Annotated in this window: 13 protein-coding genes; 4 read left to right on the plus strand and 9 right to left on the minus strand. The window is 63.6% G+C overall.

All coding sequences use genetic code 11. The features are described from left to right. Positions 1-3: 3 nt before the first annotated feature. Complete coding sequence (locus GST84_21820; protein ID XGB14834.1) at positions 4-456, minus strand: hypothetical protein; 453 nt, start codon at positions 454-456, stop codon at positions 4-6. A 169-nt stretch (positions 457-625) separates the two neighbouring features. On the opposite strand from GST84_21820, the gene GST84_21825 reads away from it, so the two are divergent. Together GST84_21825 and GST84_21830 are read left to right on the plus strand one after the other, a co-directional pair. Continuing rightward, positions 626-1,090, plus strand: a complete 465-nt coding sequence (locus GST84_21825) for a multidrug transporter (protein ID XGB14835.1) — start codon at positions 626-628, stop codon at positions 1,088-1,090. Positions 1,091-1,121: 31 nt separating this feature from the next. Next, the gene (locus GST84_21830; protein ID XGB14836.1) at positions 1,122-1,934 is read left to right on the plus strand and encodes an SDR family oxidoreductase; all 813 of its coding nucleotides are present in this window, start codon (positions 1,122-1,124) and stop codon (positions 1,932-1,934) included. Positions 1,935-1,975: 41 nt separating this feature from the next. Here the strand turns inward: GST84_21830 and GST84_21835 are convergent, their stop codons facing one another. The 4 genes from GST84_21835 to GST84_21850 form a co-directional block, all read right to left on the minus strand. Further along, a complete protein-coding gene (locus tag GST84_21835; GenBank protein ID XGB14837.1) occupies positions 1,976-3,430 on the minus strand; it encodes an efflux transporter outer membrane subunit in 1,455 nt (484 codons plus the stop codon). Next, the gene (locus tag GST84_21840) at positions 3,427-4,488 is read right to left on the minus strand and encodes an HlyD family efflux transporter periplasmic adaptor subunit (protein ID XGB14838.1); all 1,062 of its coding nucleotides are present in this window, start codon (positions 4,486-4,488) and stop codon (positions 3,427-3,429) included. The genes GST84_21835 and GST84_21840 overlap by 4 nt, the downstream gene beginning before the upstream one ends. Positions 4,489-4,516: 28 nt before the next feature. Further along, positions 4,517-6,058 (minus strand): MFS transporter, encoded by a 1,542-nt coding sequence (locus GST84_21845; protein ID XGB14839.1) that lies wholly within the window; start codon positions 6,056-6,058, stop codon positions 4,517-4,519. Positions 6,059-6,193: 135 nt separating this feature from the next. Continuing rightward, complete coding sequence (locus GST84_21850) at positions 6,194-7,099, minus strand: LysR family transcriptional regulator (protein ID XGB14840.1); 906 nt, start codon at positions 7,097-7,099, stop codon at positions 6,194-6,196. Positions 7,100-7,343: 244 nt separating this feature from the next. Between GST84_21850 and GST84_21855 the strand changes: the two genes are divergently transcribed. Beyond that, the gene (locus tag GST84_21855; GenBank protein ID XGB14841.1) at positions 7,344-7,796 is read left to right on the plus strand and encodes a universal stress protein; all 453 of its coding nucleotides are present in this window, start codon (positions 7,344-7,346) and stop codon (positions 7,794-7,796) included. A 71-nt stretch (positions 7,797-7,867) separates the two neighbouring features. Here GST84_21855 and GST84_21860 read toward each other — a convergent pair whose 3' ends face one another. From GST84_21860 to GST84_21875, 4 genes are read right to left on the minus strand one after another with little or no spacing between them, the layout of a single operon-like run. Next, positions 7,868-8,728: an efflux RND transporter periplasmic adaptor subunit gene (locus tag GST84_21860; protein ID XGB14842.1), complete on the minus strand. Its 861-nt coding sequence runs from the start codon at positions 8,726-8,728 to the stop codon at positions 7,868-7,870. A gap of 10 nt (positions 8,729-8,738) precedes the next feature. Next, positions 8,739-8,939, minus strand: coding sequence for a DUF1656 domain-containing protein (locus tag GST84_21865; protein ID XGB14843.1), 201 nt, complete (start codon positions 8,937-8,939; stop codon positions 8,739-8,741). Next, a complete protein-coding gene (locus GST84_21870) occupies positions 8,929-11,106 on the minus strand; it encodes an FUSC family protein (protein XGB14844.1) in 2,178 nt (725 codons plus the stop codon). The genes GST84_21865 and GST84_21870 overlap by 11 nt, the downstream gene beginning before the upstream one ends. Next, complete coding sequence (locus GST84_21875; GenBank protein ID XGB14845.1) at positions 11,103-12,632, minus strand: efflux transporter outer membrane subunit; 1,530 nt, start codon at positions 12,630-12,632, stop codon at positions 11,103-11,105. The genes GST84_21870 and GST84_21875 overlap by 4 nt, the downstream gene beginning before the upstream one ends. A 191-nt stretch (positions 12,633-12,823) precedes the next feature. On the opposite strand from GST84_21875, the gene GST84_21880 reads away from it, so the two are divergent. Then, the gene (locus tag GST84_21880) at positions 12,824-13,771 is read left to right on the plus strand and encodes a LysR family transcriptional regulator (protein ID XGB14846.1); all 948 of its coding nucleotides are present in this window, start codon (positions 12,824-12,826) and stop codon (positions 13,769-13,771) included. The last annotated feature ends 52 nt before the right edge of the window (positions 13,772-13,823 follow it).

The raw sequence follows: 13,823 nt of genomic DNA on the forward strand, positions 1-13,823 counted from the left end.
TGCTCATTCAAGGGTCGGAGCTATGACGTAGATGTCGAACGGGCCACCCACCACCCTGAAAGGTCGCTGCAAATCATCCTCCCCTTCAAATTCGAAGGATTCTGCCCTGATGCTTGTGGCGGTCATCTCAAGTTTCCGGATATGCCCGGATTTCGCATAGCCGCCATAGGTTGTGCCGCGCTTGTGGACAAGAGCCCGGTTCGCCTCATCATCGATAACGACATCCCGCACGCCCTCTTGCAATGCCAGGTCGAAGTCGATGTAGACGTCCGCATCGTCGGCCTGCCCCTTGTACGCATACAACCACGCTGATTGTTCAGCGTTCCCGTAGTCCACGCCCTCTGAAACGAAATCCTCCCTTTGACCCGCCAGGCTGATGACTGCCGTCACTTTGCCCTTGGCAGGCGCTTTTTTCATTTCTTGCACAGGCTTTTGCTCAATCGCTGTCTGACTCATGGCCTTGCTCCTTCTGAATAGGCATGGCGGAATCTAGAATGGATGTACCCTTTCCACTACTCGCAGCAATGCCAGGTCTGGCTTCTGGCATAGGTGCTCACCGGTTACCTGACCGCTGGGTTTTAGATAGGCTGTAGCCCTCCCTGCGCGCGAATGAGGCGATTACGCGATGCTGATCGGTGCCCTGCTGGTCCTCACCTGGCTGGTGTTGTTGTTGCGTTACCCAGCCAAGGCTCTCCCCATCTCCCTGGCGGCCGTGTGTGGCCTGGGCCTGGTGGCTTCGTTCGTCGTCTGGCAAGACAGCCGCGAAAGCAGCCGACTGGCACACCTGGCCCTGCGCCTGACCTACGCCCCCGAACACTGTCCCGCCGACCGTGCCCTGCTGGTACGCATGAAGAACGGCAACGACGTGCCGCTGACCGAACTGCGCTGGCGCGTGGCAGCGTACGCACCGGGCGATACCGTGAACCTGGCCGAGAACACCTACAATGCACCGCGATACCGAGGGCCAGGTGAATTGCAGCCGGGGGCCGAGTGGCAAGACTGCCTGCCATTGCCGCCGCTGCGTTCCGGCTATCGGCCGCAGACCCTGGAGTTCCGGGCAGAGCACCTGCAAGGTACGTTTGCCAATTGATGTGTTTCCTCCATGACAACAGGCCCCAACCATGCCCACCGTCCTGATCACCGGTTGTTCCAGCGGCATCGGCCGCGCCCTGGCCGACGCTTTCCGCGATGCCGGCCACCATGTCTGGGCCACCGCCCGCAAGCCTGAGGATGTCGAGCAACTGAGTGCCGCCGGCTACACGGCCCGGCAGCTGGATGTAAACGACGGCGAGGCGCTGGCCCGCCTGGCAGAGGAACTGGAAACCCTCGATATCCTGATCAACAACGCCGGCTACGGCGCCATGGGGCCACTGCTCGATGGTGGCGTCGACGCCCTGCGCCAGCAGTTCGAAACCAACGTTTTCGCCGTGGTCGGCGTTACCCGGGCACTGTTCCCGCTGCTACGCCGCTCACGCGGCCTGGTGGTGAATATCGGCAGTGTATCGGGCGTGCTGGTCACGCCATTCGCCGGCGCTTACTGCGCCTCGAAAGCGGCTGTGCATGCCCTGAGCGATGCCTTGCGCCTGGAACTGGCACCGTTCGGTGTGCAGGTGATGGAAGTACAGCCGGGCGCAATAGCCTCGCAGTTCGCCAGCAATGCCCAGCGCCAGGCCGAGCTAGTGCTGGCGATGGACTCGCCGTGGTGGCCTTTGCGTGAGCATGTGCAGGCGCGGGCGCGGGCATCGCAGGACAAGCCAACTTCAGCGGCGGTATTTGCCCAAGGCGTGCTGGCAGCCGTCGGCAAGTCGCCGGCGCCAGCACGGGTGCGGCTGGGGAATGGCAGTACCGCCTTGCCGCTGATGGCCCGGTTGCTGCCGCGGCGGTTGCTGGACTGGGCACTGCGCAAGCGCTTTGGCCTGCTGCGCCCGCTCTGAGTGTTCGGCTGCCTGTCCCCCGCAGAATCCATGCCTCCTCTCTAACCGTGAGCATTCTGCGGCGGCCCATCAAACGCCTGCCAGCCTCCACCCAGCGCCTTGTACAGCCCCACCAGCGCCTGCGACACCGCTGCCGAGCTGTCGATCCATTGCTCCTCGCTGGCCAGCAGCGCGCCTTGTACCGTCAGCACATTGAGAAAGTCCACCGCCCCTTCCACATACTGGCGCTGGGCGGTTTCCAGGGCGATACGGTTTTGCCGCACGGCCTCGGCAAGGTGATCACGGCGCAACTGACTGGCGTTGTACAGGCGCAGCACATCGTCAATTTCATGCCAGGCCCCCAGCACTACCTTTCGATAGTTCAGCGCGGCTTCCTGCTGTTGCGCCTCGCGCAGTTGCAGGGTGCCCTTGAGCCGGCCGCCTTCGAAGACTGGCAGCGACAACTGCGGACCGAAGGCAAACCGGCGCGAATCCCAGCCACCGAAATCCGACAGCTGCATGGCCTGGAAGCCGACACTGCCCGACAGGCGGATGCTCGGGTAGAAATCCGCCTTGGCCACGCCAATGCTGGCGGTGGCGGCATGCAGGCGGGCCTCGGCCTGGCGGATGTCCGGGCGGCGCTCGGCCAGTTCGGACGGCAAGCCGATGGCAAACTTCTGCTGCGGCGCGGGCAGCTCGCCGCCTTGCAGCAATTCGGCCTGGAGGTTGCGCGGCGGCTCGGCAGCAAGCAGGCTGAGGGCATTGATCAGGTCATCACGCCGCGCTTCCAGGCTTGGCAGGCGCGACTCGATAGACGCGACCTGGGCGCTGGCCTGGGCCACATCCAGGCGCGTGGCAACACCTTCGGCCTGGCGGTCCTGGGACAGCTTCAGGCTGTGCCGGGCGACCCTGAGGTTGTCCTGCGTCACATCGAGGGTGTGTTGCACGGCACGCAGCTGGATGTAATTGCCGGCGGTTTCCGAAAGCAGTGCCACCAGCACACCGCGGCGGTCATTCTCGGCCACTTCGACCGTGGCATCGGCAGCCTCGACCTGACGCCGCACACGGCCCCACAGGTCCAGTTCCCAACCGGCCACCAGGTCACCCTGCCAGAGGTTGAAGGCTTCTTTCCCGGCCCTGCCGGACGGATCGCTCAAGCCATCGGCGCTGTTACGAGCGCGGCTGTAACCGGCGTTCACGTCCACCGACGGTACTTCGTCGGCAGCCAAGGTACTGCGCAGCGCACGGCTTTGCAGCAGGCGCGCGCTGGCCATCTGCAAGTCGAGGTTGCGCTCGGCAACGCGCTGGATCAAGGCACTAAGCTTTGCATCGTGGAAGGTTTCCCACCAGCGCAGCTCCAGCGGTTCGGCCTGCGGCTGGCTGGCTGCCGCCTCGCCTTGCAATGGCGCCCACTGCTGCGGGGCCTGGCTATCTGGGCGCAGGAAGTCCGGGCCCATGGTGCAGCCGGCCAGCAGCACGGCCAGCAGCAACGGGCTCAAGCGTAATCCCGGCTTCATCGCGCGCTCACCTCTTTGCCGTCCAGCTTGTCGCCACGGGTGTCGATGGTTGCTTCTACCGACATGCCCACACGCAAGCGGGTGAGCAGTGGCTGGCCATCATCGAGAACGATCTTGACCGGAATGCGTTGCACCACCTTGGTGAAGTTGCCGGTGGCGTTGTCTGGCTTGACTGCGGCGAAGGTTACGCCGGTAGCCGGGGCAATGCTCTGCACATGGCCGTGCAGCGTTTCGCCGGAGAAGGTGTCGACGCTGATGCTCACCGGCTGACCCGGCTGAACGTGGGTCAGCTGGGTTTCCTGGAAGTTGCCGACCACATAGGCCTGCTGCAACGGCACCACCGACAGCAGGCGGGCACCCGGGTTGACGTAGGCCCCCACGCGCAGGGCGCGTTCGCCGACCATACCGTCCACCGGCGCTGTGATGCGGGTGTAGGACAGATCGAGCTGGGCCTTTTCCAGGCCTGCTTCGGCACGCTTGAGCTGGCCATCGGCGCTGGCCACTTGAGCCGTGAGGATGTCTACCTGCTTGCGCGCCGCGACCCGCGCAGCTTGAGCGTTGGCCAGGCGAGCTCGGGCTTGATCGACAGCGCTGCGCGCCTGCTGGGCGTTCTGCACGGTACCCGCGCCCTGCTCGGCAAGGCGGCTGTAGCGCTTGACTTCATGGTCGGCGAACGCCACCTCAGCCTGGGCCGCCTTCACTGCCGCTTCGGCCTGGGCAATCAGCGCATCCTGGCGTTCAAGCGTGGCGCGGGCATCGGCGCTTTGTGCCTGGGCTACCAGCAACTGCGCCTGCGCAGCATCCAGCGCGGCCTGGTAGTCACGGGCGTCGATGGTCGCCAGCAACTGGCCAGCCGTGACCTGCTGATTGTCTTCCACCAGCACTTGCTTGATGAAACCGGTGACTTTGGGCGCGACCACGGTGTAGTCAGCGGTCACATAGGCGTCATTGGTGCTCTGGCGGTGGTCGCTGCCAAAGATCCAGGGGCCGACGATGCCGGCCAGGACGGCAACGGCCAGCACCGAGCCGATAAAAAGGGTTTTGCGGTTGTTGGTCATTTCAATAGTTCTCGACATCATCCAGGGTTCAAGCCACCGCACGCGGCGGATAGACCCGGGTAGGCACGAAAGGAATCAGGCAGATCAGGGCCACGGCGATACAGGCCAGCACCAGATAGAGGTCGGCCGAGGTCAATACCTGCGCCTGGTCGTGAATACGCTTGGCCAAGCCAGCAGCGTTACCGTCGATCAACGGGGCGTTGCCCAAGCTGTCTACCAGGTGATTGGAATGAAAATGCCGGCGCAGGGTGCCAAGAACCTCCAGCAGGCCACCGGCGATCACGGCGGCCAGGCCCTTGACGGTGTTGAACCAGCTGGAGGCGAACGGGCCTTCCTGCGGGGTCATGCCATTGGTGGACAGCATCAGCAACGGCAGCACTGCCATCGGCTGGCCGAACACCTGCAGCAGGTAGAACGGGTAGAAGTCGCCACGGATCCACTCGCTGGTCAGCAGGCTGCTGCCAACACAGGACGCCGCCAGCATCGCCAGGCCAATGCCCAGCACCCAGCGGCAGTCCACTGCGCGGATGTTGCACAGTGCCGCTGTCAGCGGCAGGGCGATCAGTTGCGGCATGGCCACCAGCATCATCAACGGGCTGGTCTGCGCCGGGCGGTAGCCCTGGATCTGCGCAAGGTAGGCCGACGGGATGCTGCCCACACCCGAGAGCACGACCAGTACACCGGCCAGGGTCACCAGGGCGAAACTCAAGTTGCGCCGCGGCAACAAGCGCAACTGGAAGAATGGCAACGGCTCGGACCACTCGTTGTACATGAACAACACCAGCAACAGCAGGCCACCGCCCAGCAGCCAGCAGATCAGCGGCGAATCGAACCAACCCCAGCGGTCGCCCAGCGACAGGCCCAGCACAGTGCAACTGATGGCGGGCAGGCCCAGCAGTACGCCCCGCCAGTCGAACTGTTTGAAACGCTCCAGGCGCAGCGGGTCCTGCGGCAGCCCCCAGCCTACGCAGAAAATGGCCAGCAGCGAGGGCAGGATGATCTGCCAGAACGCCCATTGCCAACCGACGTATTCGGTCCATAGCCCCGCCAGTGGCGTGCCGAGGTTGGGGCCAAAGGTGGCGGTCAGGGCGTAGCAGGCCAAGCCATAGACCTTGATGCCTGGCGGCAAAAAGCGCAGGGCCACGCTCATCAGCATCGGCGGTAACGCGCCAGCGGCAAAGCCCTGCAGTATGCGCAGCAACATCAAGCTGTGCAGGTTGGGGGCGAAAGGTTGCAGCAAGCCAAGCACGGCGAACAGGCCGACAGCGCTCATGGTGAAGCGCCGCAGCGAGAAGGTCGTGGCCAGCCACGGCGCGAAAGCCATGGCCGATACCGAAGCGGCGCTGTATGCCGCCAGCAGCCAGGCCCCTTCGTCGGCTCCGATGCCCATGGCGCCGCGGATATCGGCCAGGGAAATCTTGGTTACCGACTCGTTGAGGCCGGCGCAAAGCACAGCCAGCAACACACCGAACAACCCGACCACGACCTGCAGGCCGAACGCAGCCTGCGCGGGGGCAGCCGGCGCGAGGGCGGCGGCAGTGGCGGCAGACGGGACGGACAGGGAACTCATGGACAGACATCTCCGGCAACAAATTTGCGACTGGAGCAAGTCTAAGAAGGTCGAATGCTTACGAAAACTGACTTGTCGGCAGTTTTATATTGCGTCAAACGCAATCGGGTAGCGGATGCGCACGTGCCACACGCCTTAAGGGTCCATCCTGCCGCACGCTTTCAACGTCTGCCGCAGCCAGCGATGGGCCGGGTCATTATCGAACCGCGGGTGCCACGCCTGCATGACGTTGACCTTTTCCAGTGGCACGGGGATCTCGAAAGACCGCAATGGCAGTTTCAGCCGGTTCACACTGTTCAGGATATTGGCGGGTATCGGCAAGATCAGGTCTGAGTCCGGCAGCGAAAACATCGCGGAGTGAAAACTCGTCGTGATCAGGGCCACCCGGCGCTCCACCTTGTAATTGGCCAGCGCCACGTCGATAGGCCCATTGGCGCGGCCACGGCGTGACACGCTGATGTGCGGGTAGGCGGCGAAGCGCTCAGGGGTTATCTCGTCATCGAAAACCGGGTGCCCTTCCCGCGCCAAGCCCACGAAGTAGGTGTTGAACAGGCTCTGAACCTTGATTTCGGGGCCCAGTTCAATGGCTGAGCTGATGATCAAGTCGATTTGCCCATTGCGCAGCACCGCATCATCGTCGCCGCTGCCCTCCGGCACAAAACGCAGCACCGTATGCGGTGCCTGGGCCAGCATCATGCGCAACAACTGAGCCCCATAAAGGGCGATGAACAGGTCATTGGTGCGGATGTTGAAGGCACGGTCCAGGTTCACCAGGTCGACATCGTCGCGACTGCGAAATACCTGCCCGGCCTGCTCCACCAGGCCATGCACCTGCTCGCGCAGGGCCAGTGCACGCGGCGTCGGCACCAGGCCACGGCCGGCCCGCACCAGGATCGGGTCACCCAGTGCTTCACGGATACGCCCCAAGGTCCGACTCATGGCTGCCGGGCTCAGGTTCATGCGTTGCGCCGCGCCAACCACGCTGCCCTCGTCGAGCAAGGCATCGAGGGCGACAAGCAGGTTCATGTCCGGAAGTTGCATGGCCGTTTTCCGTTACAGCTGTGGGGAATGCGATGGTATCAGGTTGATGGATTGCACCGGACGCAATGCGCTTGTGCGTGGTGCACCATTTATTCAGGGAAGGATTAGGTCAAAAATGCTGCATGGCAGGTTCGGTCCTTTCGCAGGTAAACCGGCTCCTTGGTTCAGGTGTTGCGTTGGCCTGTAGGAGCGGGTTTACCCGCGAAAAGGCCGCCCAAGCCCCCAAATACATCAAGGATCCCGCATGCCCAGCCCCGTCCTGATCGCCATCGACGCCTCCCCCGCATCCGCCGCCCTGCTTACCCTCGCCCGCCGCTACTGCCGCCCGGGCGAGCACGAACTGCACGTGCTGCTGGCCATCGATTCCACCTTCGCGGTGCACGAGCAACCCGCGCCCTACACCGCCGAGGAACTGGAAGAATACCCCGCCGCCTGCGTGGAACAGCAACATGCCGACCACGCCGTAGCCGAGGCCGTGCGCGAACTGCAGCAAGCCGGCTTCGCCAGCCAGGGCTGCATGGTGGCCGGGCTGCCGGTTGAAGCGATTATCGCCAAAGCGCAGGAACTGCGCTGCGAGCTGATCATCATGGGCCACCGACACCTGTCGCGGCTGGGGCGGTTGCTCGACCCCTCGATCAGCGCGAAGGTGATTGATCGGGTCAAAGTGCCGGTGTTGGTGGGACCGGCGAGTGCATGAACTGAGGGATGTGTCGCCGGTAGGATCGAGCACCGCGCGGGCGGCGCTCGATCAGCCTGGCGACCTGCATCTCAAGGCGAACTCGGCTTCACCACCACAGTACAGGTCGTCCCCGCCGCCAGCAAAAACCCTTCCGGCACGTCATCGATGTGAATGCGCACCGGCACCCGCTGTGCCAGCCGCACCCAGTTGAAGGTCGGGTTCACGTCGGCGATCAGCTCGCGGCTCTGTGGGTTGTCACGGTCGTAGATGCCGCGGGCAATGCTCTCCACATGCCCATTGAGGCGCTCGCCGCTCATCATCTGCAATTCGGCCTGGTCCCCCACCTTCACATGCGGCAGCTTGGTCTCCTCGAAGAACCCGTAAACCCAGAACGAATTCTCGTCGACCACCGCCATCACTGCTTCGCCGGTACGCGCATAGTCGCCCTTGTGGATATTCAGGTTGGTCACGTAGCCGTCCACCGTGGCCACGATGTGGGTGCGCTTGAGGTTCAGTTCGGCAGCAGCCAGTTCGGCCAGGGCCTGCTGGTAGTCAGCCTGGGCGGAGTTGGCGATGTTGCTGGCGTCGTCGCGGTTCTCCTTGGAGATCACCAGGTTGTCCATGTCGGCACGGCGCTTGGCATTGACCTTGCGCATTTCCCAGGTGGCCTTGCGCGAAGCGACCAGCGCCTTGGCCTGGTCGACCGCCAACTGATAGTGCTCAGGGTCGATCTGGATCAGCAGGTCGCCCTTCTTCACCCGCTGGTTGTCCTTGACCGGTACATCCACCACATAGCCGGGCACGTCGGCAGCGACGTTGATGATGTCGGCACGCACACGGCCATCACGGGTCCAGGGCGTGGTCATGTAGTGCAGCCACAACTGGCGACCGATGGCCACGGCAGCGACCAGCACCAGGAGGGTGGCGATCAGGCTGAAGAACTTTTTCATCGAAGGATTCTCACCAGTAGACAGTCAGCGCCATGGCGCCGAACAAGCAGACGAACAGGCTCAGGCGCAGTAGCGCCGGGTGCCAGAAGAAGCGGTAGCCATCATGGCTGGCAATGAACCGGTCCAGGCCCCAGGCCAGGCCCAGGGCAAACAGGAACATCAAGGTCATGGTGGGCATGTACACACCATGGAAGGCGATTTCACGGGGCATGGTGCAGTCCTTTCGCCGGTGCCAGTGGCGACTGTGGGTCCAGCAGGGAAGTACGGATGAAGTGCAGGTAGCTTTGCACGCGGCGCAGCACCGAGGTGTCGAAGTGCCGGGCGAATGGCTCGTCGGTGGCCTGCACGCGGGAGATGGCGTGGTCCACTGCCACCAGTGCGCGTTCGTGGTTGCTGGCGCTGGGCTGCAGGAACAGCCGGGTCAGTGCACGGCCCATGACACGGATTGCCTGGCGCCACGGCTGCGACTCGGCATAGGCCGGGTGCACCGGGGCGCGTGCTTGCTCCTTGCGCAGCTCGATGACGGCGTGGCCGATCTCCAGCACGGTGAACATCCAGCCCATCAGCTGGCTCTGCACCTGCGGCTTGCCGGCCGCCAGGCCATAGGCCTGGTGCAGCAGGTCGCGGGTGCGGCTTTCGAAGGCCGAGCCCAGGCCGCGCAGGCGGCCGCTGATGGCGAACAGCACCTGCTCGCGCAACGCCTGCTCAAGGCGGCTCCACAGCCAGCGGCTGTTGGGCGGCAGGATGATCGCCCCGGCGGCGGCACAGACGAACATGCCAATCACCATGCCGATGTAGTCGTTTATGAAGGTGTACGGGTCATAAACGGTGAGGTTGTTCGGAACCGAGCCAATCGCGAAGAACACCAGTAGGCCGATGCCATAACCGGCATAGGCAGGGCGCGACGAAAGAAACGCGCCCAGCATGAACACGGGCGCCAGTACCATGCACAGCAGCGGAAAACCGTCGATCCAGGGGAACACGAAGAAGGTTTCGAAGAAGCCGACAAAAGCGCCGATGGCCGTGCCGCAAGCCATCTGGAACGACATGCGCTTAGGGTTGGGTGACGCTGCCGAAAGGCATACGGTGACCGTGGCGATCAGGGTCATCATGGCACCGCTGGGCCAATCGCTGAGCAGCCAGTAACTGCCCAGCAGCAACAGCACTGCCGAGGCCCGCACACCGGCCGCCAGCGATACTAGCCAGCTGGTCTGCGCCACGTAGGGCTCATCCCACTGCTCGCGTTCGTGCTTGTGCGCGGCCAGCGAGGCATGGGTTTCGGCGTAGCTCAACATCTCGTCTACGAAGCGGTACAGCAGTTCGAACGCGGTATGGAAATCAAGCAGGTCGGACTCGCTGGGGTCCGTTGCCAGGTACTCAGCCCGCAGCCCCCGCACCTGGGCCTGCAGGCCTTCCTTGTAGGCGGCCAGCTCCAGGGTCAGGCGCAGCGCATCGGCGTCAGTCAACGCCCGGCCCACATAGGGCTGCAGCAACTCCACCAAGGTGTTCAGGCCCGGTTCGATGGCACTGACGATCTGCAGCGGGCCACGGGCACGCAGGCGCTCCAGCAAGCGGTGCAAGGCATTGAAGCGCGTGGTGATGGCCATGAACTCGCTGTTCATGCGCACCAGCCGACCACTGCGACGGCGCATGTGCGGGTCTTCGAAAGCGGTGACGTTGCGCAGGCTCTCAAGGCCTACTGCTTCTGCCACGAAGCGCACGTTGCTGCTCTCGAAGCGGTCCTTTTGGCTATCACCACGCAGGGCCTCCACCACCACCCCGGCAAACACGCCAAAGCGCTGGTACAGGGCGTTACGCATTGCGGCACTGGCCGACTGCGGCAGGATCGCGGCACTGACGAAGGTCGACACCAGAATACCCAGGGCGATTTCCAGCGCCCGCCATACCGCTGCCATGAACGCCTGGTCGGGGTGTTGCAGCACCGGCAGGCCGATCATCGCTGCGGTGTAGCCAGCCAGCACGAAACCATAGGCGCGGAAGGTGCGGTAGCGCATGGCACCGGCCGAGCACAGGCCCACCCACAGGGCCAGGCTGGGCAGAAACAGCTCGGTGTTCTGCGGGAAGATGGCGATCAGCGCCACCATCATCGCCGAACCCGCCAAGGTACCGAGCACCCGGTAGAAGCTTTTCGCGAACACATGCCCGCTTTGCGGCTGCATGACGATGAAAACAGTGATCATCGCTGTACGCGGTTGCGGCAGCTCAAGGCGCATGGCCAGCCACAAGGTGATGAACGCAGCGGCCAGCACCTTGAAGATGTACACCCAGGTCACACCGTCGGTGCGTGCCCAGGCAAAGAAGCCCCGGCGCCATTCCAGGCTTTGCAGCCAGCGCACGGGCAAACTGGAAGTGCTCATTCGGCGTTATCCGGCTTCTTGTCGAAAATGGCCAGGGTGGCCGGGGTTTTCGGTGCGGCCTGGCGTTCCTCTTTCGGCGCATCCTGACCGGCCTGCAGGCCACCACCCAGGGCGGTGACCAGCTCGGCATGGGCAATCAGGCGGGCGGCCTGCACCTGCTGCTGCACCTGCTGCTGGCGGAACAGCAAGGTCTGGGCGTTGAGCACGTTCAGATAGTCGGTGAGGCCACGCTGGAACGCGACCATGGCAATGTCATAGGTTTTCTGCGCGGCGGCGACCGATTCTGCCGCGAAGTGCGACTGCTCTTTCATCGACTCGCGACGGATCAACTGGTCGGAGATGTTCTTCAGTGCGCCGACCACCGTCTGGTTGTAGCGCGCCACGGCTACGTCGTAACCGGCCGAGGCCACCCCCAACTGCGAGCGCAGGCGCCCACCGTCAAAGATCGGCAAGCTGATGGCCGGGCCGACGTTGTAGTTGAACTTGCGCCCGGTGAGGAATTCCAGCGGGCCACCGCCGGTGGCCATGAAGCCCAGGCTGCCGACCAGGTCGACGTTGGGGAAGAAACCGGCGTGAGCGACGTCGATGCCACGCGCCTGGGCAGCCACCTGCCAGCGGCTGGCAACCACATCAGGCCGCTGGCCGACCAGTTCGGCGGGCAGGCTCGAAGGCAGTTTCAGCGGCGCAGCCAAGACCAGGGCCGGGCGCTGCAACTGCGCACCTTCCCCCGGCCCCTTGCCGGCCAGCGCCGCGAGTTGGTTGCGGGTCAGGGCAATTTCTTCGTCGAGGCTGTCGAGCTGGCGGTGGGTTTCCGGCAGCGGCGCTTCGGCCTGGCTGACTTCGAAATGCGTGCCGATACCGGCATCCAGGCGACGCTTGGCCAGGGCCAGGATCTGCTCCTGCTGTTCCAGTTCGGCCTTGACGATATCGCGCTGGGCAAAATGCAGGCTGAGCTGGATGTAGGCACGCACCACATTGTTCTGCAACTCCAGTTGCGCCTGGCGGGCTTCGGCCACGCTCATGTGCGCCTGGTCCACGGCCTGCTCGCTGGCATTGCGTTCACGGCCCCACAAGTCGAGGGCGTAGCTAAAGCCGATGGCAGCGTTGTTGTCCCAGGTGTTGGCACCGGACAGCGCGCCAGGGCCATAGAACTGATCTTCCGGCCAGTTGTGGCGCTTGAGCGTAGCTTGGCCGTTGGCCTGGAGCTTTTCAGCCGACTCGACCACGCCAGCCATGGCCTTGGCTTCGCGCACCCGCGCTGCGGCCATGGCCAGGCTTGGGCTACCGGCAACGGCCAGGGTAATCCAGCGGTCCAGCTGTGGGTCACCATAAGCGCGCCACCACTGCTGGTCGGGCCAGTGAGCGTCGGTCGCGGCTTCGCGAATGGCCGCGTCGGTGGTCAAGGTATTGGCTTGCAGCGTCTTGCTTTGCGGGGCGATGCCCCAGGTTCCGATACAGCCACTCAAGGTGAGGGCAAGGGCACAGGCACTGAACGCCTTGAGCGTTCTGATGATGCGACGCGGCACAGCTGCGATTTCCCGAGGAAGAAGTGAAGAGGCCGAGCAATTCTAGGGGGCGGCAGCACTGGCGATAAGCGCAGATTCCTGCGAATCTTTGTTACCAAAACGGCGATAATCCGCCTTTGGTCGAAGGCAACTTTTTCTCTTTTCTAGGTTACTTCGTGACACAATTTTGTCCTCTACCTCGAGAGTGACCCATGGACACCCTGCAAAACATGCGTGCTTTCAGTTGCGTAGCCCAATTAGGCAGCTTCACTGCCGCTGCGGCGCAACTGGATACGACCACCGCGAACGTGTCGCGGGCGGTCTCCAACCTGGAAGCCCATCTGCAAACAAGGCTGCTCAACCGTACCACCCGCCGCATTGCGCTGACCGAAGCCGGCAAGCGCTACCTGATGCGTTGCGAACAGATTCTTACCTACGTCGAAGAAGCCGAGGCCGAAGCCAGCGACGCCCATGCGCGCCCGGCCGGGCAGTTGAAGGTGCATTCGATGACCGGGGTCGGCCAGCACTTTGTGGTCGATGCCATCGCCCGCTACCGCGAAACGCACCCGGACGTGACCTTCGACCTGACCATGGCCAACCGCGTGCCCGACCTGCTCGACGAGGGTTACGACGTCTCCATCGTGCTGGCCACCGAACTGCCCGACTCAGGGTTCGTTTCGCAGCGCCTGGGCATCACCTACAGCATTGTCTGTGCCTCGCCCGCCTACATCGCCCAGCATGGCGTGGCGCACAAGCCTGCCGACCTACTCAAGCACGCCTGCCTGCGCATGGTCAGCCCGGTCATACCGCTGGAGAAATGGCTGTTCGATGGCCCGGAAGGCCAAGAGATGGTCAACATCACCAGTTCGCCGTTCATGGTGAACACCGCCGATGCCATGAAGACTGCGATCCGCAGTGGCATGGGCGTAGGCGTGCTGCCGATCTATTCGGCTATCGAGGGCCTGCGGGACGGTAGCCTGGTAAGGGTGCTGCCCGAATATCGCCTGCAGGAGCTGAACCTGTATGCCATCTATCCATCGCGGCAGTATCTGGATGCCAAGATCAAGACCTGGGTAGAGTACCTGCGCAACTCGCTGCCAGAGATTCTTGCCGCGCATGAGGCAGACCTGAAAACCCATCAGGTGCTGATCGCCAACTAAAAAGCTGCTGCATTGCGGGGGCGGACAATGGTAGGTTGCTAACCATTGATTT

The sequence above is a fragment of the Pseudomonas putida genome (genome assembly GCA_041879295.1).
Classification (GTDB): domain Bacteria; phylum Pseudomonadota; class Gammaproteobacteria; order Pseudomonadales; family Pseudomonadaceae; genus Aquipseudomonas; species Aquipseudomonas putida_Y.